We start from the raw sequence: 20,887 nt of genomic DNA, 5'->3' as shown, positions 1-20,887 counted from the left end.
TTTTGACCGAGTTGAACCTGTTTAATCGAGGCCTGCATGTCTTTCGATCTCGCCGCGCGCCTCGCTGCCCGCCGTGCCGAACACCTTTATCGCCAACGCCCCTTGCTGCAGAGTCCCCAGGGCCCGGAAGTGGTGGTCGATGGCCAACCCTTGCTCGCCTTCTGCAACAACGACTACCTGGGCCTGGCCAACCACCCGCAAGTGATCGAAGCCTGGCGCGCCGGTGCGGCCCGTTGGGGCGTGGGCGGTGGCGCTTCGCACTTGGTGGTCGGGCATGCCACGCCGCACCATGAGTTGGAAGAAGCCCTGGCCGACCTTACCGGTCGCCCGCGCGCGCTGCTGTTTACCACCGGCTACATGGCCAACCTTGGCGCGGTCACCGCGCTGGTGGGGCAGGGCGACACGGTACTGGAGGATCGCCTCAACCATGCGTCGTTGCTGGATGCAGGCTTGCTCTCCGGCGCCCGCTTCAATCGTTACCTGCACAACGACCCCGCCAGCCTGGCCAAGCGCCTGGAGAAAGCCACCGGCAATACCCTGGTGGTCACCGATGGCGTGTTCAGCATGGACGGCGACCTCGCAGACCTGCCCGCGCTGGCCCGCGAAGCCAAGGCCAAAGGCGCCTGGCTGATGGTCGACGACGCCCACGGCTTCGGCCCGTTGGGCGCGAATGGCGGTGGGATCGTCGAGCATTTCGGCTTGAGCCAGGACGACGTGCCGGTGCTGGTCGGTACCCTGGGCAAAGCCTTCGGCACCGCCGGCGCGTTTGTGGCCGGCAGCGAAGAGCTGATTGAAAGCCTGATCCAGTTCGCCCGGCCCTACATCTACACCACCAGCCAACCGCCGGCGCTGGCCTGCGCCACCCTGAAAAGCCTGGAGTTGTTACGCACCGAACATTGGCGGCGCGAGCACCTCAACGGCCTGATCCGCCAGTTCCGCCAGGGCGCCGAGCAGCTTGGCCTGGACCTGATGGACAGCTTTACGCCGATCCAGCCGATCCTGATTGGCGACAGCGCCAAAGCGGTACGCCTGTCGCAGCGGCTGCGCGAGCGGGGCCTGATGGTCACTGCAATTCGCCCGCCCACCGTGCCGGCCGGCAGCGCGCGTTTGCGCGTGACGTTGACGGCGGCCCACAGCGCGGCGCAGGTGCAGCTATTGTTAAACGCATTGGAAGACTGTTTCCGCCTGGAGCCCGACCATGCGTGATCGACTGATCTTACTGCCCGGCTGGGGCCTCGGCGTCTCGCCCCTGGAGCCTTTGGCCGCCGCCCTGCAGGGCCTCGACGCGCACCTGCAGGTGCAGATCGAACCCTTGCCGGTGCTGGCTTCCAGCGATCTGAATGAATGGCTCGACGAACTCGACGCCACGCTGCCCGACAACGCCTGGCTGGGCGGCTGGTCCCTGGGCGGCATGCTCGCTTCCGAGCTCGCGGCGCGGCGCGGCGAACGCTGCTGCGGCCTGCTGACCCTGGCCAGCAACCCGTGTTTTGTCGCCCACGACGGCTGGCCCAGCGCGATGCCCGCCGAGACCTTCGATGCGTTTCTGGCCGGTTGCCATGCCGATTCCCAAGTCACCCTCAAACGCTTCGGCCTGCTCTGTGCCAAGGGCGCAGAGGACCCACGTGGGTTGGCGCGGCTGTTGGTCAGCGGGGCGCCGAATACGCCTTCCAGCCTGTTGATGAGCGGCCTTGAATTGCTCGCCCAGCTGGATACCCGCGACGCCTTGCTGGCTTATCGTGGCCCGCAGTTGCATCTGTTCGCCGGGATGGACGGGCTGGTGCCAGCGGAGGCGGCGAGCGATCTGCTGAGTTTGCTGCCCGATGTCGAAATCGGCCTGATTGAACAGGCCGGCCACGCGTTTCTTCTGGAAGACCCCCACGGTGTGGCGGGGGCCATCCAGGCTTTTTTGCATGAGTGTGTCGATGACTGATTTATCCCATCCAGCCCTGCCAGGCGGCTTGCCGGACAAGCGCCAGGTGGCGGCGTCCTTTTCCCGTGCGGCGGCCAGCTACGACAGCGTCGCCGAGTTGCAGCGGGCGGTGGGGCATGCACTGCTGTCGCGCCTGCCGTCAGCAACCGCGCCCCAACGCTGGCTGGATATGGGCTGCGGCACCGGCTATTTCAGCCGTGCGCTGGGCGAGTCGCTGCCGGCCAGCCAGGGTGTGGCGCTGGATATTGCCGAGGGCATGCTCAACCACGCGCGGCCATTGGGCGGCGCCGACTATTTCATTGCGGGCGATGCCGAGCGCCTGCCGCTTGCCGATGCGAGTTGCGGGCTGATCTTCTCCAGCCTGGCGGTGCAGTGGTGCGCGAATTTCGACGCGGTGCTCAGTGAGGCCTATCGCGTGCTGCAGCCGGGCGGGATATTGGCGTTTGCGAGCCTGTGCGTGGGCACCCTGGATGAGCTGCGCGAAAGCTGGCGCGCGGTAGATGGCCTGGTGCATGTCAACCGCTTCCGCACCTTCGAGGCGTATCAACAGCTGTGTGCCGCCAGCGGCCTGCGCGTGGTGAGCCTGGAGCGCCAGCCCCACGTGCTGCATTACCCGGATGTGCGCAGCCTGACCCACGAATTGAAGGCATTGGGTGCGCATAACCTCAACCCCGGTCGCCCGGGAGGCTTGACGGGGCGCGCGCGGATTGTTGCACTGGTACACGCTTACGAGCAGTTCCGTCAGGCCCAGGGCCTGCCCGCCACGTATCAAGTGGTGTATGCCGTACTGGAGAAACCTCTATGAGCGCCGCCTATTTCATCACCGGCACCGACACCGATGTGGGCAAGACCACCATCGCCGCCGGCCTGCTGCATGCCGCGCGCCACGCCGGCAAAAGCACCGCCGCCGGCAAGCCTGTGGCCTCCGGCTGCCAGGTAACGCCCAAGGGGTTGCGCAACGCGGATGCCCTGGCGTTGTTGGCCGAATGCTCATTGCCGCTGACCTATGCCGAGGTCAACCCGGTGGCGTTCGAGCCGGCCATCGCCCCCCATCTGGCGGCGCGGGAGGCCGGTGTGGCGTTGACGGTGCAGTCGTTGCTCAAGCCGATGCAGCAGATCCTCGCGCGGCAAGCCGATTTCACCTTGATCGAAGGCGCGGGCGGCTGGCGCGTGCCCTTGGCCGACCAGGCCAACCTCTCGGACCTGGCCATGGCGCTGCAACTGCCGGTGATCCTGGTGGTCGGCGTGCGCCTGGGCTGTATCAGCCATGCCTTGCTCACCGCCGAAGCCATCGCCCGGGACGGTCTGCCGCTGGCGGGCTGGGTGGCGAATATCATCGACCCGAAGACCTCGCGCCTGGAAGAAAACCTCGCCACCCTGGCCGAGCGCTTGCCTGCTCCGTGCCTGGGTCGGGTACCGAAACTCAAGCACGCCGGGGCCGAGGCTGTGGCGCAATACCTGCAACTGGACCTGCTTGACTGATTTTGGCTATCGCTAAGGCATTATGCCATTAGTGTTTTTGACGGGTGTTTTGCGAGTATCTCTGCTTCAATCAGCGTTCACGATTCTCTAAAGGCAGGCTTAGCCATGGAAATCTCTGGAAGCAGCGCGTTTTATTCGGGCCTGAATACCATTCAGTCCGGGCAAAGCCGTGTCGACCAGGCCGCCGGCAAAATCGCCAGTGCCGCCACCAGCCAACCTTCCGACGCCCAGAATGATCGCTTGCAGGCGGTCAACCGTGGTCAGCCGACCAACTCTGCGAGCAATATGGTGGAACTGGCCGAGGGCAAGTTTCAGGTCGAGCTGGGCGTGAAAGTCGCCAAGGCTTCGGATGAAATGCTCGGTACGTTGATCGATACCTACGCTTAACCCCTCTCTCTATTTACCCCGGCTCTCCTGTGGGAGCGGGCTTGCTCGCGAACGCGGTGGGTCAGTCAACTCAAGTGTTGGCTGACCCACCGCGTTCGCGAGCAAGCCCGCTCCCACATTTGCCCTGTTTTATCCTGATCCATCTCTACACTCATTTGATGTGGCAACCCGTCGCAGGCTTTGTCGTGCCTGAGGATGACGTGTGTCATGACAAACGGCATCCGACCGACGCTTGACATCCCCAGGTCGTAAACGTATGTTTCAAACACCTGTTTGACCGCAACAACAAATCCACGCGGTTGTTCATTCCAGATACATCAGCAGAGGTTTATCGCTATGCCTGACTACAAGGCCCCCTTGCGTGATATTCGCTTCGTTCGTGACGAACTGCTCGGCTATGAAGCGCACTATCAGAGCCTGCCGGCTTGCCAGGACGCTACTCCGGACATGGTTGACGCCATCCTTGAAGAAGGCGCCAAGTTCTGTGAGCAAGTGCTGGCACCGTTGAACCGCGTGGGCGACATCGAAGGGTGTACCTGGAGCGAGTCAGGCGTTAAGACCCCTACTGGTTTCAAAGAAGCCTACAAACAATTCGTCGAAGGTGGCTGGCCAAGCCTGGCCCACGACGTGGAACACGGCGGCCAAGGCCTGCCGGAGTCCCTGGGCCTGGCGGTAAGCGAAATGGTTGGCGCCGCCAACTGGTCGTGGGGCATGTACCCGGGCCTGTCCCACGGTGCGATGAACACCATCTCCGAGCACGGTACTCCTGAACAGCAGAACGCCTACCTGACCAAGCTGGTGTCGGGCGAGTGGACCGGCACCATGTGCCTCACCGAGCCGCATTGCGGCACCGATCTGGGCATGCTGCGGACCAAGGCCGAGCCTCAGGCCGACGGTTCCTACAAAGTCTCCGGCACCAAGATCTTCATCTCGGCCGGTGAACACGACATGGCCGACAACATCGTCCATATCGTACTGGCGCGCCTGCCGGACGCACCGGCCGGCACCAAAGGCATCTCGCTGTTTATCGTGCCCAAGTTCCTGCCGAACGCAGACGGCTCGATTGGTGAGCGCAACGCAGTGAGCTGCGGTTCCCTCGAGCACAAGATGGGTATCCACGGCAACGCCACCTGCGTGATGAACTTCGACGCGGCCACCGGCTTCCTGATCGGCCCGGCGAACAAAGGCCTGAACTGCATGTTCACCTTTATGAACACCGCTCGCCTGGGCACCGCGCTGCAAGGCCTGTCCCACGCCGAGATCGGCTTCCAGGGCGGCCTGAAATATGCGCGTGATCGCCTGCAAATGCGCTCCCTGACCGGCCCGAAAGCCCCGGACAAAGCCGCTGACCCGATCATCGTGCACCCCGACGTGCGCCGCATGCTGCTGACCATGAAAGCCTTCGCCGAAGGCAACCGTGCGATGGTGTACTTCACCGCCAAGCAAGTGGACATCGTCAAGTACGGCACCGACGACGAAGCCAAGAAACAGGCCGACGGCTTGCTGGCCTTCATGACCCCGATCGCCAAGGCGTTCATGACCGAAGTCGGTTTTGAATCGGCCAACCACGGCGTGCAGATCTACGGCGGCCATGGCTTCATCGCCGAGTGGGGCATGGAGCAGAACGTTCGCGACAGCCGCATCTCGATGCTGTACGAAGGCACCACCGGTATCCAGGCACTCGACCTGCTCGGCCGCAAAGTGCTGATGACCCAAGGCGAAGCGCTCAAGGGCTTCACCAAGATCGTGCACAAGTTCTGCCAGGCCAACGAAGGTGTCGAGGCGGTCCAGGAGTTCGTGACGCCGCTGGCTGCGCTGAACAAAGAGTGGGGCGAGTTGACCATGAAGGTCGGCATGGCCGCGATGAAAGACCGTGAAGAAGTCGGTGCCGCCTCGGTGGATTACCTGATGTACTCCGGTTACGCCTGCCTGGCTTACTTCTGGGCTGACATGGCACGCCTGGCCGCCGAGAAACTGGCAGCCGGCACCACCGAAGAAGCCTTCTACACTGCCAAGCTGCAAACCGCGCGCTTCTACTTCCAGCGCATCCTGCCACGTACCCGTACCCACGTGGCCACCATGCTGTCGGGCGCCAACAACCTGATGGACATGAAAGAAGAGAACTTCGACCTGGGCTACTAAGCCACAGCCGGTTCTGTTGAAAACCGCCGCGCCCCTCGGGACGCGGCGGTTTTTTTATGTGCGATAAAAAACCACAGTACAGCGCTCAGGGATTGCCGCCGGCTGCCGTTACAGTGATGGCAATGTGATACATGACGGGCAGGTTGTGCTTAACTGTTCGCATAAAGGCACAGTGCCACTATTTTTTGCGGGTCGGAGTTTTACCCTTGTCACGCGTGTCCGCTGTACGTTTCAGTCATTTTCTCCCTTCGTTGCTGCTCCTGCTGGCCGGGCTTTCGGCTGCCTACGTCAAGGATCTCAACGTCTTCTTCACCTCGCTGTTCAATGTGTTGCCGACCCTGGTGCTGTTGCTCGGCGGTTCGTATTGCGCGGTGTATCGGCGCCAGCGTGAGCTGTTCCTGATGATCACGGTGTACATCGCCTACTTCCTGCTCGATACCCAGACCGACTTCTATCGCGACAATGGTCGTGTACGCGAAGATGCCGCCGTGGTGTTTCACCTGTGTTGCCTGTTGCTGCCGCTGCTGTTCAGCATCTACGCGCTGTGGCAGGAGAAAACCCACCTGTTCCGCGACTTTGTCGCACGCGGCGCGGTATTGCTGGCGGTAGGCAGTGTGGCGTTGGCGCTGGAGCAAAGTTACCCGGTGGCGGTGTTGAACTGGCTGGCGGAGATCCGCTGGCCGGCGCTGCATGGCACCTGGATGAGCCTGATCCAGCTGTCGTATCCCATGTTCCTGATCGGCTTCCTGACCCTGGCCGCCCAATACTGGTACCAGCCGCGCCCGCTGCATGCGGCGCAACTGGTGGGGCTGTTGGGGCTGTTCTGGATGTTGCCGCAAACCTTCATCCTGCCCTTTACGCTGAACATCATGTGCAGCCAGGTGATGCTGATGATCGCCGCCGGCGTGGCCCACGAGGCCTATCAAATGGCCTTCCGTGATGAACTGACCGGCCTCCCGGGGCGCCGCGCCCTGAACGAGCGCATGCAGCGGCTGGGGCGCAACTATGTGCTGGCCATGAGCGACGTCGACCACTTCAAGCGCTTCAACGATACCCATGGCCACGACGTCGGTGACCAGGTGCTGCGCCTGGTGGCGAGCAAGTTGTCGAAGGTCAACGGCGGCGGGCGTGCCTACCGTTATGGCGGTGAGGAATTCGCCGTGGTGTTCGCCGGCAAGACCCTGGAAGAGTGCATGCCGCACCTGGAGGAAATCCGCGAGATCATCGCCGATTACGACATCAAGCTGCGCAACTCGGACCGCCCGCAGGACGATCAGCAAGGCCGTCAGCGCCGCGCCGGCAGCGGGGCGTCGAGTGTTTCGGTGACCATCAGCATTGGCGTGGCCGAGCGCCAGGTCGAGCAGCGCACCCCCGAAGAAGTGCTCAAGACCGCCGACCAGGCGCTGTACGCCGCCAAGGGCGCGGGGCGCAACTGTGTGGTCGCGGCCGGGCAAACCCGGCGTGGCGCGGTGCGCATGGAAAGCGCTGCCGGTTGAGTGATGGTGGTGTATTCAGCGGTTCTACAGTGATTGTCCACGGCGGCCGCCGGCAGTAGGTTGAAACCATCTGCTGCCGGAGAAACTGTCATGCCTGAATACAAAGCTCCCCTGCGCGACATGCGCTTTCTGATCGACAACGTGTTTGATTTCCACGGCCACTACGCGGCCCTGGGCGCAACGGACGCCAGCCCGGACATGGTGGCGGCGATCCTCGAAGAAGGCGCCAAATTCTGCGAAAACGTGCTCTCGCCGCTCAACCATAGTGGCGACGAAGAGGGCTGCCATTTCGACAGTGGTGTCGTCACCACGCCCAAGGGTTTCAAGGAAGCCTTCGCCCAGTACGTGGAAGGCGGCTGGCACGGCGTGGCGGCGGACCCGGCCTACGGCGGCCAGGGCCTGCCGCACTCCCTGGGCCTGGTGCTCAGCGAGATGATCGGCTCCAGCAACACTTCCTGGGGCATGTACCCAGGCTTGACCCACGGCGCGATGTCGGCGATCCACGCCCACGGCACCGCGGAGCAGAAAGCCACTTATTTGAGCAAACTCACCGCCGGCGAGTGGACTGGCACCATGTGCCTCACCGAAGCCCACTGCGGCACCGACCTTGGCCTGATCAAGACCCGCGCCGTGCCCCAGGCCGACGGCAGCTACGCGGTCACCGGCAGCAAGATCTTCATCTCGGCCGGCGAGCACGACATGAGCGCCAATATCATCCACCTGGTGCTGGCCAAGCTGCCGGATGCGCCGGCGGGCACCAAAGGCATCTCATTGTTTATCGTGCCCAAGTTCCATGCCGACTCGGGCGAGCGCAACGCGGTGCACTGCGGCTCCATCGAACACAAGATGGGCATCAAGGGCTCGGCCACCTGTGTGCTCAACTTCGACGGCGCCCAGGGCTTTTTGATTGGCGAGGCGAACAAAGGCCTCAACTGCATGTTCACCATGATGAACCACGCGCGCCTGGGCACGGGCATGCAGGGCCTGTGCAATGGCGAGGCGAGCTTCCAGGGCGCGATCAAATACGCCAACGATCGCTTGCAGATGCGTTCGCTCACCGGCGCCAAGGCCCCCGAAAAAGCTGCCGACCCGATCATCGTGCACCCCGACGTGCGGCGCATGTTGCTGACCATGAAAGCCTTCAACGAAGGCAACCGCGCGCTGACCTACTTCACCGCGCAACTGCTCGACACCGCGCACCTGAGCAGCGACGCCGGCCAGCGCCAGGAGGCCGAAGACCTGTTGGCGTTCCTGACGCCGATCTGCAAAGCCTTTATGACCGACACCGGCCTGGAGGTGACCAACCACGGCATGCAGGTATTCGGCGGGCATGGCTACATTCGTGAATGGGGCATGGAGCAACTGGCGCGTGACGCGCGGATTGCGCCGATCTACGAAGGCACCAACGGCATCCAGGCCCTCGACCTGTTGGGGCGTAAGGTGCTCGGCAGCCAGGGCAAATTGCTGCGCGGGTTTACCAAGATTGTGCATAAGTTCTGCGCGGCGAATGCCGAGCATGCACAGCTCAAGGGTTATGTGGCACAGCTCAACACGCTGAACCAGGAGTGGGGCGAACTGACGACCAAGGTCGGCATGGCCGCGATGAAAAACCCTGACGAAGTAGGCGCCGCCGCCGTGGATTACCTGATGTACAGCGGCTACGTCATCCTCGCCTACCTGTGGCTGCGCATGGCCATTGCGGCGCAAAGTCATGACGATGCCGAGTTTGCCAAGGCCAAGCTGGCCACCTGCGAGTTCTACTTCAAGCGCCTGCTGCCGCGTACGGCAACCCATCGTGCCAGCGTCGAAGCGGGCAGCGAATGCTTGATGAGCCTGCCTGCTCAGTTGTTTGCCCTGTAGCAGTTGACTCTCCACTGTTTCAGAGTGGGAGCGGGCTTGCTCGCGAAGGCGTAGTGTCAGTCATCGGATTTGGGACTGACACGACGCCTTCGCGAGCAAGCCCGCTGCCACATTGGATCTGTGTGTGACTTATAAATACTTGTTGGTCACGAACGGACCCTATGTGTCTGAAAAGTTGTTCGGGTACACTCGAAGCCTGTAAAACCGATCCTACCGACTTACTTTTCACGTTCTCACGAGGTTTGCCATGGCTGATTACAAAGCGCCGCTGCGTGATATGCGCTTCGTCCTCAACGAAGTTTTTGAGGTCGCCACCACTTGGGCCCAATTGCCGGCGTTGGCAGACACCGTTGACGCCGAAACTGTAGAGGCAATCCTCGAAGAAGCCGGCAAAGTCACTGCCAAATCCATCGCCCCACTGAGCCGTGGCGGCGATGAGCAAGGTTGCCGTTGGGACAACACGGCGGTGTTCACGCCGGATGGTTATCCACAAGCCTACAAAACCTACGCCGAAGGCGGCTGGGTGGGTGTAGGCGGGGACCCGATTTTCGGCGGCATGGGCATGCCCAAGGCGGTGTCGGCCCAGGTTGAAGAGATGATCAACTCGTCGAGCCTGGCGTTTGGCCTGTACCCGATGTTGACCTCCGGCGCCTGCGTGTCGATCAACACCCACGCCAGCGAAGAGTTGAAAGCCACCTACCTGCCGAAGATGTATTCCGGCGAGTGGGCAGGTTCCATGTGCCTGACCGAGGCGCATGCCGGCACCGACCTGGGGATTATCCGCACCAAGGCCGAGCCTCAGGCTGATGGGTCCTACACCATCAGCGGCACCAAAATCTTCATCACCGGTGGCGAACACGACCTCACCGAAAACATCATTCACCTGGTGCTGGCCAAGCTGCCGGACGCACCGGCGGGGCCGAAGGGCATCTCGCTGTTCCTGGTGCCGAAGTTCATGGTCAATGCCGACGGCAGCCTTGGCGCGCGTAACCTGGTGAGCTGTGGCTCCATCGAACACAAGATGGGTATCCAGGCCTCCGCCACCTGCGTGATGAACTTCGACGCCGCCGTGGGTTATCTGGTGGGCGAGCCCAACCGGGGTCTGGCGGCGATGTTTACCATGATGAACTACGAGCGTCTGGGGGTGGGTATCCAGGGCCTGGCGTCCGGCGAGCGCTCTTACCAGAACGCCATTGAATACGCCCGCGACCGCCTGCAAAGCCGTGCGCCGACCGGGGCCCAGTCCAAGGACAAAGTCGCCGACCCGATCATCGTGCACCCCGACGTGCGCCGCATGCTGCTGACTATGAAAGCCGCCAACGAAGGCGGCCGCGCGTTCTCCACCTACGTGGCGACGCAACTGGACATCGCCAAGTTCAGCGAAGACCCGGCGGCCCGCGAGCGCGCCGATAACCTGGTGGCGTTGCTGACGCCGGTGGCCAAGGCCTTCCTCAGCGACCTCGGGCTGGAAACCACCGTGCTCGGCCAGCAAGTGTTTGGCGGCCACGGCTACATCCGCGAGTGGGGCCAGGAGCAACTGGTGCGTGATGTGCGCATCACGCAGATCTACGAAGGCACCAACGGCATCCAGGCACTGGATTTGATGGGGCGCAAGATTGTCGGCAGCGGCGGCGCGTTCTACACGCTGTTCGCCGACGAGATCCGCCAGTTCATCGCCTCGGCGGGTGCTGAGTTGGCCGAATTCACCCGGCCGCTCGGCGCGGCAGTGGATAACCTGGACGAATTGACCGCCTGGGTGCTGGATCGCGCCAAGACCAACCCGAATGAAATCGGCGCGGCGTCGGTGGAGTACCTGCACGCCTTTGGCTACATGGCCTACGCCTATATGTGGGCGCGCATGGCCAAGGCTGCGTTGGGCAAAGAGGCTGAGGAAGACTTCTACGCCAGCAAGCTGGGCACCGCGCGGTTCTACTTTGCGCGCCTGCTGCCGCGTATTCATTCGCTGAGTGCGTCGGTAAAAGCCGGTAGCGAATCGCTGTTTTTGCTGGATGAAGCACTGTTCTAAGGGCTTGGAGGTCGTGTAAGCATTCTCTTACATGACGTGCTGCTATTCGTCCTCTATCGCCAAATTGGATCCACGGATAATCTACTTCACATGGACGTCGCGCAGGAAGCGCAAAGCAACAACACGGACACGTAGGATTCTGCCAGGATGGCGGAGTGAAATGGATGTCAGGGAAACAGTCTGCAAAGCCCCGCTTCGGCGGGGTTTTCTTTTGCCCGCGAAAAAGTCAGGCGCTTGCCTGCGGTGCATTCATCACGTCTTCGAGCAAGGTGCGCAACAGCGCCACCGTTGCCTGCTGGCGCTGCACGTCGCGGCACACCAACCCCACTTTCAGCGGCACCCTGGGTTCACTCAAGGGTTTCCACAGCAACGCCTTGCTGTTGTGTTCGTCCTGGGAGCGCCCCGGTAGCACGGTGGCGAGTTTGGTGTGGGGCAGGCTGTCGAGAATCCCCACCATGGTGTTCAGTTCGGCCTGCACTTGTGGTCGGCGGCCGAGGTTGGACAACTGGCCCTGCCAGATCTGGCGCACCTGAAACTCTTCCCCCAGCAGCAACATCGGCAACTCGGCCGCCTGTTTCAGCGAGACTTTCTTGAATTCCCGCAGGGGATGGTCCTCGGGGATGACTACCTTCAACTCATCTTCATATAGCAGCACGCCAGTTAGCCCCGGCTGGCGTGGCGGCAGGTAGCTGATGCCGATGTCCAGCGAGCCATTGAGCAGCCGCCGTTCAATTTCCAATCCGGTCAATTCGTAGATCTGCACCACCAGGTGCGGCTGCGCCTTGCGCACGCGCTCAAGCATTTGCGGCACCAGGCTGGTGTGCACGGTTTGCAGCACGCCAATGGCCAAGGTGCGCATGGCCTGGCCCTTGAAGTTACGCAGGGCTTCGACGGCCTGCTGCATGCCATCGATCAGCGGCAAAGCGTGGTTGTACAGCGTGTGGGCGGCCAGGGTCGGCAACAGGCGTTTACTGCTGCGCTCGAACAGGCTGACATCCAGGTTCTGCTCCAGCTGGCGGATCTGCTGCGACAAGGCCGGTTGGGAGATCGAAAGGCGCTCCGCCGCACGGCCTACGTGACCCTCTTCATACACCGCGACGAAATAACGCAGTTGCTTGAAATCCATAAGGCTTACTTATCGAAAAAGCTGGAAAATCGAAATGGCCGTTGGCCCCCGAGACGCCTAGTCTAGCGCCTATTCGCAGGGCTTACAGGGCCGGATCGGGCAATGAACAGCGTTTATGTTGATAGGATTTACATAGGCAAGGCAAAAAACCTCAAGGCACTGTGTGCGGTGGGGGCCTACCAAGGTCCGCTTGCCATCGGGGGTCGCCTGTGAACCTGTTCCGTCGGCCGGCGCCGAGCCTTGACGATCTGATCCTGGAGACGCCCCAGGGTGATCCCTCCAGCGAATCCCTGATGCCAACCGTGGCCAAGCCTGCCCAGGTCTTCGTGCGCGGCCAGGGCTCATGGCTGTGGGACAGCGACGACCGCGCCTACCTGGATTTCAGCCAGGGCAACGCCGCCAATAGCCTCGGCCACAGCCCGCAGGTGCTGATCAATGCCCTGGGTGCCCAGACGCAGGCACTGATCAACCCCGGCGTGGGCCTGCATAACCGCAGCCAACTCAACCTTGTCGAACGTCTGTGCCATCGCACCGGCAGCGACCAGGCCTACCTGCTCAACAGCGGCGCCGAAGCCTGCGAGGCGGCGATCAAGCTGGCGCGCAAATGGGGCCAACGGCATCGCGGCGGTGCCTACCGCATCATCAGCGCCAGCAGTGGCTGCCACGGGCGCAGTTTCGCCGCCATGGCCGCCTCGGCGAGTACGCGCTTTGAGCCGCAACTGCCAGGCTTCAGCCATGTGCCCTTCAACGACCTGCCGGCCCTGCACGCGGCCGTCGATGCACAGACGGTCGCCATCCTGCTGGAACCGATCCAGAGCGAAGCCGGCGTGATCGCCGCGACCGAGCATTACCTCAAGGGAGTCGAGCGGTTGTGTCGCGAGCTGGGGATCCTGCTGATCCTCGATGAAGTACAAACCGGCCTGGGCCGCTGCGGCACGCTGCTTGCCGAACAACAGTACGGCGTGCGGGCCGACATCCTCACCCTCGGCAAAGGCCTGGGCGGCGGCGTGCCGCTGGCAGCGCTGCTGGCGCGGGGCAAAGCCTGCTGCTTTGAAGTCGGCGACCTGGAAGGTACTCACCATGGCAACGCGCTGATGGCCTCGGCCGGCTTGGCGGTGCTCGACACGGTGCTGGAACACGGCTTCCTTGACCAGGTACGTGAGTCCGGCCTTTACCTGGGCGAAGGCCTCGCCCGCCTGGCCTACCGCTACGACCACGGCCAACTGCGTGGCAACGGCCTGATGTGGGGCCTCACGTTGTCGGATGATTCTGCAGATGCGGTGGTAAAAGCTGCGCTTCTCGAAGGCCTGATCCTCAACGCCCCGCAACCAGACTGCCTGCGCTTCACCCCGGCCCTGACGGTCAGCAAAAGCAACATCGACGAAATGCTTTTACGCCTGGCTCGCGCCTTCTCCCGCGTGCGCACCGCCCAACTGCAATGCCGCAAGGGCATCGCCGTTTAACCCCGAATTCCTGAACCGTCTCGCGGCATACGCGGCGCCTCCAGCCTGATTCTTTTGGCTGGGGGCGTTTTTTTGTCCGTGTAATTTTTGGATTGAAAAGGTTGATTGATCGTCTGTGAAAACAATGGCTTTTTAGCGAGCGTCGGCAAGGACTGCCGAAAGGGTGTGAAGAACTTTTTTGCGCGCCATTTCTAATCTGTACCACTGGGTGGTATGTTTTATGGGAAGGGATATCCATGAGGTTAAGGTTGTTCAAAACCCGCAATTTTGCTCATGCGGCCAGTAAGGCTTGGATTTGTGATTCGGAGTTGAGCGAGGCATTTAGCGAAATGCTGAGAGGACAAGCTGACAGTTTGGGCGGCGGGGTTTGGAAGAAGCGTCTGAATCAAAATCGTCATCGCGCTATTGTCTTGGCCAAGGGCAGGCATTTTTGGGTTTATCAGCTTTTGTTTGCCAAGAAGGATCAAAGCAGTATCAGTCATAGCGAGCTCACTTGGTTCCGGTCGCTGGCTAAGACTTATGAACATTTCAACGAAGCACAGATTCAGCAGATGTTGGATCTCAGGGAGTTTGTGGAGATAGATCATGACTAAGAAATATAAAAGTGAGGCGTTTGAGTCCATTCATCAATCCGCCTTAGCACTTTATTCAATTGGCGCCATCAACAAAACCACCCTCCGTGAATACGACGAAGCATGCTTATCTGCCGTCCCGGAGCAGATTCCGGCCGAACAGATCAAGCAACTGCGCGAAAACAGTCATGTCAGCCAGCCTGTATTTGCCCGTTACCTGAACACCAGCGCCTCCACGGTGAAGAAATGGGAGTCCGGTGAAAAACAACCCAGCGGCATGGCCCTCAAGTTGCTGAGCATCGTGCAAAAGCACGGCTTGGAGATTCTCGCCTGAGGATGGCCCAGTGCCAGATTCCACTGAACCCTCACGAACGGCCAAGGTCGATTAGCTACACGGCTCACACGAGCCGATTTTTTGGAGCTGACCCATGGATATCATTCGTATCATCATCGCCATTTTGCTGCCGCCACTGGGTGTGTTCCTGCAAGTGGGTTTTGCCGGCGCGTTCTGGCTGAATATTCTGCTGACCCTGTGCGGTTATTTCCCCGGCATCATCCATGCGGTGTACATCATCGCCAAGCGCTGAGGCCGTCAATGTGGGAGGGGGCAAGCCCCCTCTCACATTTCAGACCTTGTTCAGCGTATGCCCTTCAGCCTTTTGCGATGAGCCGTGAGTTGCGCTCATTGCGAAAGGCCAGTTGTTCGATGGTCTGGGTGGCGTGCTCGGCTTCTTCCCGTGCTTGAAGAATGATGCCGTGCTGCTCGGACTTGCTGCACACCGGGTCGGCATTGCTCGCATCCCCCGTGAGCATGAAGGCCTGGCAGCGGCAGCCGCCGAAGTCCTTTTCTTTTTCGTCGCAGGAACGGCACGGCTCGGGCATCCAGTCGTAGCCGCGAAAACGGTTGAAGCCGAACGAGTCGTACCAGATGTGCTGCATGCTGTGGTCACGCACATTCGGAAATTGCACCGGCATCTGTCGGGCGCCGTGGCAGGGTAGGGCTGTACCATCCGGTGTCACTGTAAGAAAGATGCTGCCCCAGCCGTTCATGCAGGCTTTTGGGCGTTCCTCATAGTAATCCGGTGTGACGAATATCAGCTTGCACGGGTGGCCTTCGGCTTCGAGCTTGGCCCTGTATTCGTTGGTGATGCGTTCGGCACGTACCAACTGTTCTTTGGTCGGCAACAACCCCACACGATTGAGCTGCGCCCAGCCGTAGAACTGGCAGGTGGCGAGTTCGACAAAGTCTGCCTCCAACGCGATGCACAGCTCGATGATGCGGTCGATCTTGTCGATATTGTGCCGATGGGTGACGAAGTTCAGCACCATCGGGTAGCCATGGGCTTTAACTGCGCGGGCCATTTCCAACTTTTGTGCGAAGGCTTTTTTCGAGCCGGCCAACAGGTTGTTCACCTGCTCGTCGCTGGCTTGGAAGCTGATCTGGATATGGTCCAGGCCGGCCTTCTTGAAGTCGCTGATCTTCTGCTCGGTCAGGCCGATGCCAGAGGTGATCAGGTTGGTATAGAAGCCCAATTTACGCGCCTCGGCGATCAGCGCCGCGAGGTCCTGACGCACCAGTGGCTCACCGCCGGAAAACCCCAACTGCGCGGCACCCATTTCGCGGGCTTCGCGAAATACCTTGATCCACTGTTCGGTACTCAGCTCCTTGCCCTGCTCGGCAAAATCTAGCGGGTTGGAGCAGTACGGGCACTGCAACGGGCAGCGGTAGGTCAGCTCGGCCAGCAGCCACAGCGGCAGGCCAATGGCCGGCTTTTCAGGCAAGGGTGATCCAGTGCTCAGCACGGGCGACCTCCATGAATTGCTCGATGTCATCACCCAGCTCAGGCACGCCTGGGAATTGCTTATCCAGCTCGGCGATGATGGCCGCCACGTCACGCTCGCCGTCGATCAAGCCGCCGATCAGCGCGGCGCTGTCATTGAGCTTGATCATGCCCTCGGGGTAGAGCAACACATGGCCTTTTTGCGCGGGCTCGTACTGGTAGCGATAGCCCGGGCGCCAGGTCGGTGTTCTGCTGCGATCAAAGCTCATAGGGTGATCCCCTTATGCCACACCCGCTGGTCGGTCACGCTGTGATACGGCGGGCGCTTGAGTTCGTAGGCCATGCTCATGGCATCCAGCATGCTCCACAGGATGTCGAGTTTGAACTGCAGGATTTCCAGCATGCGCTCCTGGCCCTCACGGGTGGTGTAGTGCTGCAGCGTGATTGCCAGCCCATGTTCCACATCGCGGCGAGCCTGGCCCAGGCGCGTACGGAAATATTCGTAGCCGGCCGGGTCGATCCAGGGGTAATGCTGCGGCCAGCTGTCGAGGCGCGACTGGTGGATCTGCGGCGCGAACAGCTCGGTCAGCGAACTGCTGGCGGCTTCCTGCCAGCTGGCGCGACGGGCGAAGTTGACGTAGGCGTCCACCGCAAAACGCACGCCGGGCAGCACCAGTTCCTGGGAGCGCAGTTGGTCCGGGTCGAGGCCGACCGCCTGGCCCAGGCGCAGCCAGGCTTCGATGCCGCCGTCTTCACCGGGCGCGCCATCGTGGTCGAGCAGGCGCTGGATCCACTCGCGGCGGATTTCGCGGTCCGGGCAGTTGGCCAGGATCGCGGCGTCTTTCAGCGGGATGTTCACCTGATAGTAGAAGCGGTTGGCGACCCAGCCCTGGATCTGCTCGCGGCTGGCGCGGCCTTCGTACATCGCCACGTGATATGGGTGATGGATATGGTAGAAGGCGCCCTTGGCGCGCAACGCGGCTTCGAATTCGGCAGTGGTGAATGGCGTGTCAGTCATGTCGGTAGCTCCTACAGTTCAATGCTCATGCCGTCGTAAGCTACTTCGACATTGCGCCGCACCAGCTCCGCTCGCTCGGGAGAGTCTTCATCGAGGATCGGGTTGGTGTTGTTGATGTGGATAAGCACCTTGCGTTGCTCGGGCAACTGTTCCAGCACTTCGAGCATGCCGCCGGGGCCGTTCTGCGCCAGGTGGCCCATTTCGCGGCCGGTGCGGGTGCCGACGCCACGGCGCTGCATTTCATCGTCATCCCACATCGTGCCGTCCACCAGCAGGCAGTCGCTGCCGGCCATGATCTCCAGCAACGGCGCGTCGACCTTGCCCAGGCCGGGGGCGTAGAACAGTTTGCCGCCGGTGCGCAGGTCTTCGACGATCAGGCCGATGTTGTCGCCCGGGTGCGGGTCGAAGCGGTGTGGCGAGTAGGGCGGCGCCGCGCTGCGCAGGGGCAGCGGGGTGAAGCGCAGGTTGGGGCAGGCCGGGATGCTGAAGCTGGCGTCCAGCTCGATGCGGTTCCAGGCCAGGCCACCGTTCCAGTGGGTGAGCATGGTGAACAGCGGGAAGCCGGTGCTCAAGTCCTCGTGGACCATGTCGGTGCACCACACCTGGTGCGGGCAGCCCTCGCGCAGGCTCAGCAGGCCGGTGGTGTGGTCGATCTGGCTGTCCATCAGGATGATCGCGCTGATGCCAGTGTCACGCAGGGCGCGCCCGGGTTGCATCGGTGCGAAGCCTTGGAGTTGCGCGCGGATATCCGGCGAGGCATTGCACAGCACCCAATTCACGCCGTCGTCGGAAATCGCGATGGACGATTGCGTACGTGCCTGCGCCCGCAGGCTGCCGTCACGAAAACCCGTGCAGTTCACGCAGTTGCAGTTCCACTGCGGGAAACCACCGCCGGCGGCGGAACCTAGAATCTGGACAAACATGGCCGCTCCATCAAGCAAAGCTCAAAACAAAAACGCCCCGGGCGAACCGAGGCGTTGTATTACCCAGCGGATTAACGGCTGGCGAAGTACATGGTGACTTCGAAACCAATGCGCAGATCAGTGTAAGCAGGTTTGGACCAGGTCATATTCTTACTCCTACCAAGGGATGGGACGTTCACTACCAAGTAATACATATAGTCCACCTCCAGTCGGAGATGTTCAGAGGTGTGCGTGGGAATGTTACGCAATTCTTTTCAAGTTAGCGCTGTCTTGATGGAAAAAGCCTTTTGCAGGGGCGGCAATGATCAGCCTGCCGCCTGCCAGGAATCGTTGATGCGCGGGCCGTTGGCGAGGCAGCGCCAGCCACCTGTGGCGTCGTTCAACTGTTGCGCTGCGTGCTGCACCTTATCCCGCGTACAGGCCTGGATAGCTTGTTGCAGCTGCACCAGGTAATCCGACGGATGGCCTGCCAGGTGCGCCTGCCACAGCAGCTCGGCGGCTTGGGCGATGGGTAAGGCGTGTGTTGCGAACTGTTGCGCGAGGGCCTGGTTGCCCAACTCTTCGCTGCCGTCGATCAGCGCTGGCAGTTGCTTCAGGAAGGTTTGCAGGTGATCGATGATCCCTTCCAGGGAGATATCAGGCGATTGCACGCCAAGCAACAGGCCGGTTTGCCCGTGGATTTGTCGGACGCCGCTGAACACCGCGTAGCCCAATTGCAACTCGACGCGCAGGCGTTGGTAGAACGGCCCTTGGAGCACATGCCCGAGCAGTCGCCAGGCGCCTTCATCCGCCAGGGATTGGCTCGGCGTCGGGCAGAACAGCAGTAAGGCGGCTTCGCTGGAGCCTGTCTTCAGCGTGTGCCAGAGACGTTGCCCGCCAAGGCTTGGGCATTCGGGCTGAAGGCTGGCGGGTTGCCCAGGCAGACGTGCGGCGGCGGTTTTGATCGCGGCTTCAATCGCAGGGGAGAAACCGACCCCCAGCCCTTGCCAGCGTGCAGTGGCCCACGCTGCTGGTGTGTCGCCGGAGTCGGCAATAACCCCGGCGCAGCAGGTGGGCAAGGCCTTGAGCAGTTCTCGGATGGCGATCATCGGTGTCTGGGTGAGGGGCGCCGCGTGCACTTGATTCAAGCTGAGCGCCAGCGCTTCCAGCACCATCGGCATGGGTTCTTGCAGCCCGAGCATTTTCACCAGGCGGTCGTTGCCGGTTGCCTCGAAAGACAATTCGACCCCGGCCTGATGGGCCTGCTCGCGCAACGGCTGCAATTGGCTGTCCAGCCCGGCGGGTGCGGCAGCATCAAAGCGCCATTGCAGGGACAGCGCGCCTTCGTCGGTGTCATCCGCCAAGGCCTGGCTGAAGGTCAGCGCGGGCAGCTCCCGGCGGCCCCGTGAGCGATCCTGGGCAAACGTGCGCAAACCGCGATGGGCGCTGGTTTGGCCGCGAATCAGGCCGGCGCGTTCTTCCTTGGCGGGTGGGCGCAGGAACGGGTTGGGCGAGGGCAGCTGCCACGCGTGCTGGGAGGGTGGCAGTTGCAGCGCATCCAGCGTGGCCTTGAGGGCGATGACAGCTTGTTCGGAGAGGTCTTCGGTGTCGTTTCGAGCCAAGGCCAAAGCGCCCTGGACCTGCTGCTGGCGAGCGTGCAGCAAGGCGAACTCTTCGCGCAGAGGAGTCCAATCGCTATGTGCGAAAAAGCTCAACCAGTCGTGCAGCAACGCTTCGATCTGTGTCGCCGAATCACCTTGGGCGTCGAGGGAAAAATCGATATCCAGCAGCGATTGTCCGGCAAAGTGATACAGCACGTTTGCCTGCACGGCAGTGGCGAGCTTCTGCGTTTTCAGTGCTGCCAGCAGCCCGCCCGGCGCGGAGCTGTTGAGCCAGGTGCAAAGGAATTCCAATGCGTTGCGGGGTGCTTCACAGCTGATGACTTGGTGCAGGTGGTTATTGGCGCTGTGTTGATAGCGCTGCGCAGGGGCAAGCATCAGGGGCGGTGGGGCAGCTTGTGGACGGTAAGGGCCTGAGGCCAGTGCTTCGCTGAAGTGCTGCGCCAGGGCTTCCAGTGCTTCCAGTGGCTGCGGACCGGTGAGGCTCAAGGTCATCTGCCCGCTTTGATAAAAGCGCGTATGGAAATCCTGCAACGCTTGCTGAAAATCCTCACGCTCCACCGCCAAGCTGTCGCGATTACCGGCATGAAAACCGCGCAGTGGATGATCGGCCGCCAACCCTTCCAACAAGGCGACGTGCTGTTGCGCCTTGGCATCCTGGGACCAGGCGACAAACTCCGCCTGCAATACTTCGCGCTCGCGCAGTTGATCTTCCAGCGTCAGGCGCGGATGGGTCAGCATGTCTGCCAGCCGCTCCAGCCCATCGGTAAACGTCGGCACGGGCAGCTCAAAGAAGAACTCTGTGGTGCGCTCACCGGTGCTGGCATTCACTTGGCCGCCGTGGCGTTGCACGTAGGCCATTAGCCCGTCGCCCGTAGGAAAGCGCTCGGTGCGCAAAAACAGTAGATGCTCAAGAAAATGCGCCAGGCCCGGCCAGGCCAGCGGTACATCATGGCTGCCAGCAGCCACGCGCAACACCGCTGCACTGCGTTTCAACCGCGGCGCATGGCGTAGAGACACTCGCAGGCCATTGGCCAGGGTGAGATGAAGGTGATGAGGGTGGGCCGGCGCAGGCATGGGCAC

The 20,887-nt window shown here is 61.8% G+C and carries 20 protein-coding genes; 13 read left to right on the top strand and 7 right to left on the bottom strand.

All coding sequences use genetic code 11. The features are described from left to right. The first annotated feature begins 36 nt into the window (after nucleotides 1–36). The 9 genes from bioF (at nucleotide 37) to CXQ82_RS28555 (ending at nucleotide 11,323) form a co-directional block, all read left to right on the top strand. On the top strand, nucleotides 37–1,206 hold the full coding sequence (gene bioF / locus CXQ82_RS28595) for an 8-amino-7-oxononanoate synthase (RefSeq protein ID WP_101273291.1): 1,170 nt from the start codon (nucleotides 37–39) through the stop codon (nucleotides 1,204–1,206). Beyond that, nucleotides 1,199–1,930: an alpha/beta fold hydrolase gene (locus CXQ82_RS28590; protein ID WP_101273290.1), complete on the top strand. Its 732-nt coding sequence runs from the start codon at nucleotides 1,199–1,201 to the stop codon at nucleotides 1,928–1,930. Before bioF ends, CXQ82_RS28590 begins: the two co-directional genes overlap by 8 nt. Beyond that, nucleotides 1,923–2,735, top strand: a complete 813-nt coding sequence (bioC, locus tag CXQ82_RS28585; RefSeq protein WP_101273289.1) for a malonyl-ACP O-methyltransferase BioC — start codon at nucleotides 1,923–1,925, stop codon at nucleotides 2,733–2,735. The genes CXQ82_RS28590 and bioC overlap by 8 nt, the downstream gene beginning before the upstream one ends. Then, on the top strand, nucleotides 2,732–3,412 hold the full coding sequence (bioD, locus tag CXQ82_RS28580) for a dethiobiotin synthase (protein ID WP_101273288.1): 681 nt from the start codon (nucleotides 2,732–2,734) through the stop codon (nucleotides 3,410–3,412). Before bioC ends, bioD begins: the two co-directional genes overlap by 4 nt. A gap of 105 nt (nucleotides 3,413–3,517) precedes the next feature. After that, nucleotides 3,518–3,799: a pyrroloquinoline quinone biosynthesis protein PqqE gene (locus CXQ82_RS28575; RefSeq protein ID WP_099585700.1), complete on the top strand. Its 282-nt coding sequence runs from the start codon at nucleotides 3,518–3,520 to the stop codon at nucleotides 3,797–3,799. A 336-nt stretch (nucleotides 3,800–4,135) separates the two neighbouring features. Then, nucleotides 4,136–5,941 (top strand): phenylacyl-CoA dehydrogenase, encoded by a 1,806-nt coding sequence (locus CXQ82_RS28570; RefSeq protein WP_101273287.1) that lies wholly within the window; start codon nucleotides 4,136–4,138, stop codon nucleotides 5,939–5,941. A gap of 206 nt (nucleotides 5,942–6,147) precedes the next feature. Then, entirely contained in the window at nucleotides 6,148–7,437 is a 1,290-nt protein-coding gene (locus tag CXQ82_RS28565) for a diguanylate cyclase (RefSeq protein ID WP_101273286.1), read from the top strand. 90 nt (nucleotides 7,438–7,527) lie between these two features. Then, nucleotides 7,528–9,297, top strand: coding sequence for an acyl-CoA dehydrogenase C-terminal domain-containing protein (locus CXQ82_RS28560; protein WP_101273285.1), 1,770 nt, complete (start codon nucleotides 7,528–7,530; stop codon nucleotides 9,295–9,297). 247 nt (nucleotides 9,298–9,544) lie between these two features. Beyond that, a complete protein-coding gene (locus CXQ82_RS28555; RefSeq protein ID WP_101273284.1) occupies nucleotides 9,545–11,323 on the top strand; it encodes an acyl-CoA dehydrogenase C-terminal domain-containing protein in 1,779 nt (592 codons plus the stop codon). Nucleotides 11,324–11,549: 226 nt separating this feature from the next. Here the strand turns inward: CXQ82_RS28555 and CXQ82_RS28550 are convergent, their stop codons facing one another. Then, nucleotides 11,550–12,449: a LysR family transcriptional regulator gene (locus CXQ82_RS28550; RefSeq protein WP_101273283.1), complete on the bottom strand. Its 900-nt coding sequence runs from the start codon at nucleotides 12,447–12,449 to the stop codon at nucleotides 11,550–11,552. Nucleotides 12,450–12,658: 209 nt separating this feature from the next. Between CXQ82_RS28550 and CXQ82_RS28545 the strand changes: the two genes are divergently transcribed. The 4 genes from CXQ82_RS28545 (at nucleotide 12,659) to CXQ82_RS28530 (ending at nucleotide 15,071) form a co-directional block, all read left to right on the top strand. Then, nucleotides 12,659–13,912 (top strand): aspartate aminotransferase family protein, encoded by a 1,254-nt coding sequence (locus CXQ82_RS28545; RefSeq protein ID WP_101273282.1) that lies wholly within the window; start codon nucleotides 12,659–12,661, stop codon nucleotides 13,910–13,912. A gap of 236 nt (nucleotides 13,913–14,148) precedes the next feature. After that, complete coding sequence (locus tag CXQ82_RS28540) at nucleotides 14,149–14,505, top strand: type II toxin-antitoxin system RelE/ParE family toxin (RefSeq protein ID WP_101273281.1); 357 nt, start codon at nucleotides 14,149–14,151, stop codon at nucleotides 14,503–14,505. Next, nucleotides 14,498–14,818, top strand: coding sequence for a DNA-binding transcriptional regulator (locus tag CXQ82_RS28535; RefSeq protein WP_101273280.1), 321 nt, complete (start codon nucleotides 14,498–14,500; stop codon nucleotides 14,816–14,818). Before CXQ82_RS28540 ends, CXQ82_RS28535 begins: the two co-directional genes overlap by 8 nt. A 94-nt stretch (nucleotides 14,819–14,912) precedes the next feature. Further along, on the top strand, nucleotides 14,913–15,071 hold the full coding sequence (locus tag CXQ82_RS28530; protein ID WP_010207008.1) for a YqaE/Pmp3 family membrane protein: 159 nt from the start codon (nucleotides 14,913–14,915) through the stop codon (nucleotides 15,069–15,071). A 64-nt stretch (nucleotides 15,072–15,135) separates the two neighbouring features. Here the strand turns inward: CXQ82_RS28530 and pqqE are convergent, their stop codons facing one another. From pqqE to pqqF, 6 genes are all read right to left on the bottom strand, one after another. Further along, nucleotides 15,136–16,317, bottom strand: coding sequence for a pyrroloquinoline quinone biosynthesis protein PqqE (pqqE, locus tag CXQ82_RS28525; RefSeq protein WP_101273279.1), 1,182 nt, complete (start codon nucleotides 16,315–16,317; stop codon nucleotides 15,136–15,138). Beyond that, a complete protein-coding gene (gene pqqD, locus CXQ82_RS28520; protein WP_101273278.1) occupies nucleotides 16,259–16,534 on the bottom strand; it encodes a pyrroloquinoline quinone biosynthesis peptide chaperone PqqD in 276 nt (91 codons plus the stop codon). The genes pqqE and pqqD overlap by 59 nt, the downstream gene beginning before the upstream one ends. Then, nucleotides 16,531–17,283, bottom strand: a complete 753-nt coding sequence (gene pqqC / locus CXQ82_RS28515) for a pyrroloquinoline-quinone synthase PqqC (protein ID WP_101273277.1) — start codon at nucleotides 17,281–17,283, stop codon at nucleotides 16,531–16,533. Before pqqC ends, pqqD begins: the two co-directional genes overlap by 4 nt. A gap of 11 nt (nucleotides 17,284–17,294) precedes the next feature. After that, a complete protein-coding gene (gene pqqB / locus CXQ82_RS28510; RefSeq protein ID WP_101273276.1) occupies nucleotides 17,295–18,206 on the bottom strand; it encodes a pyrroloquinoline quinone biosynthesis protein PqqB in 912 nt (303 codons plus the stop codon). Between the two features lie 71 nt (nucleotides 18,207–18,277). Further along, the gene (pqqA, locus tag CXQ82_RS28505) at nucleotides 18,278–18,352 is read right to left on the bottom strand and encodes a pyrroloquinoline quinone precursor peptide PqqA (RefSeq protein WP_003194766.1); all 75 of its coding nucleotides are present in this window, start codon (nucleotides 18,350–18,352) and stop codon (nucleotides 18,278–18,280) included. A gap of 159 nt (nucleotides 18,353–18,511) precedes the next feature. Then, nucleotides 18,512–20,881: a pyrroloquinoline quinone biosynthesis protein PqqF gene (pqqF, locus tag CXQ82_RS28500; RefSeq protein ID WP_101273275.1), complete on the bottom strand. Its 2,370-nt coding sequence runs from the start codon at nucleotides 20,879–20,881 to the stop codon at nucleotides 18,512–18,514. Nucleotides 20,882–20,887: the final 6 nt, after the last annotated feature.

The organism is Pseudomonas sp. S09G 359 (genome assembly GCF_002843605.1).
In the GTDB taxonomy this organism is placed as follows: Bacteria; Pseudomonadota; Gammaproteobacteria; order Pseudomonadales; family Pseudomonadaceae; genus Aquipseudomonas.
The sequence above is the reverse complement of the archived record's forward strand: the minus strand, read 5'-3'. Positions and strand labels throughout refer to the sequence as shown.

What these genes read in the sequence shown, in the direction of transcription:
- bioD (WP_101273288.1), top strand. Translation starts at nt 2,732, where the DNA reads ATGAGCGCCGCCTATTTCATCACCGGCACCGACACCGATGTGGGCAAG.
- CXQ82_RS28535 (WP_101273280.1), top strand. Translation starts at nt 14,498, where the DNA reads ATGACTAAGAAATATAAAAGTGAGGCGTTTGAGTCCATTCATCAATCC.
- pqqD (WP_101273278.1), bottom strand. Translation starts at nt 16,534, where the DNA reads ATGAGCTTTGATCGCAGCAGAACACCGACCTGGCGCCCGGGCTATCGC.
- CXQ82_RS28570 (WP_101273287.1), top strand. Translation starts at nt 4,136, where the DNA reads ATGCCTGACTACAAGGCCCCCTTGCGTGATATTCGCTTCGTTCGTGAC.
- bioF (WP_101273291.1), top strand. Translation starts at nt 37, where the DNA reads ATGTCTTTCGATCTCGCCGCGCGCCTCGCTGCCCGCCGTGCCGAACAC.
- pqqC (WP_101273277.1), bottom strand. Translation starts at nt 17,283, where the DNA reads ATGACTGACACGCCATTCACCACTGCCGAATTCGAAGCCGCGTTGCGC.
- CXQ82_RS28530 (WP_010207008.1), top strand. Translation starts at nt 14,913, where the DNA reads ATGGATATCATTCGTATCATCATCGCCATTTTGCTGCCGCCACTGGGT.
- pqqB (WP_101273276.1), bottom strand. Translation starts at nt 18,206, where the DNA reads ATGTTTGTCCAGATTCTAGGTTCCGCCGCCGGCGGTGGTTTCCCGCAG.
- CXQ82_RS28575 (WP_099585700.1), top strand. Translation starts at nt 3,518, where the DNA reads ATGGAAATCTCTGGAAGCAGCGCGTTTTATTCGGGCCTGAATACCATT.
- CXQ82_RS28550 (WP_101273283.1), bottom strand. Translation starts at nt 12,449, where the DNA reads ATGGATTTCAAGCAACTGCGTTATTTCGTCGCGGTGTATGAAGAGGGT.
- CXQ82_RS28540 (WP_101273281.1), top strand. Translation starts at nt 14,149, where the DNA reads ATGAGGTTAAGGTTGTTCAAAACCCGCAATTTTGCTCATGCGGCCAGT.
- CXQ82_RS28590 (WP_101273290.1), top strand. Translation starts at nt 1,199, where the DNA reads ATGCGTGATCGACTGATCTTACTGCCCGGCTGGGGCCTCGGCGTCTCG.
- pqqF (WP_101273275.1), bottom strand. Translation starts at nt 20,881, where the DNA reads ATGCCTGCGCCGGCCCACCCTCATCACCTTCATCTCACCCTGGCCAAT.
- pqqE (WP_101273279.1), bottom strand. Translation starts at nt 16,317, where the DNA reads ATGACATCGAGCAATTCATGGAGGTCGCCCGTGCTGAGCACTGGATCA.
- CXQ82_RS28560 (WP_101273285.1), top strand. Translation starts at nt 7,528, where the DNA reads ATGCCTGAATACAAAGCTCCCCTGCGCGACATGCGCTTTCTGATCGAC.
- bioC (WP_101273289.1), top strand. Translation starts at nt 1,923, where the DNA reads ATGACTGATTTATCCCATCCAGCCCTGCCAGGCGGCTTGCCGGACAAG.
- CXQ82_RS28555 (WP_101273284.1), top strand. Translation starts at nt 9,545, where the DNA reads ATGGCTGATTACAAAGCGCCGCTGCGTGATATGCGCTTCGTCCTCAAC.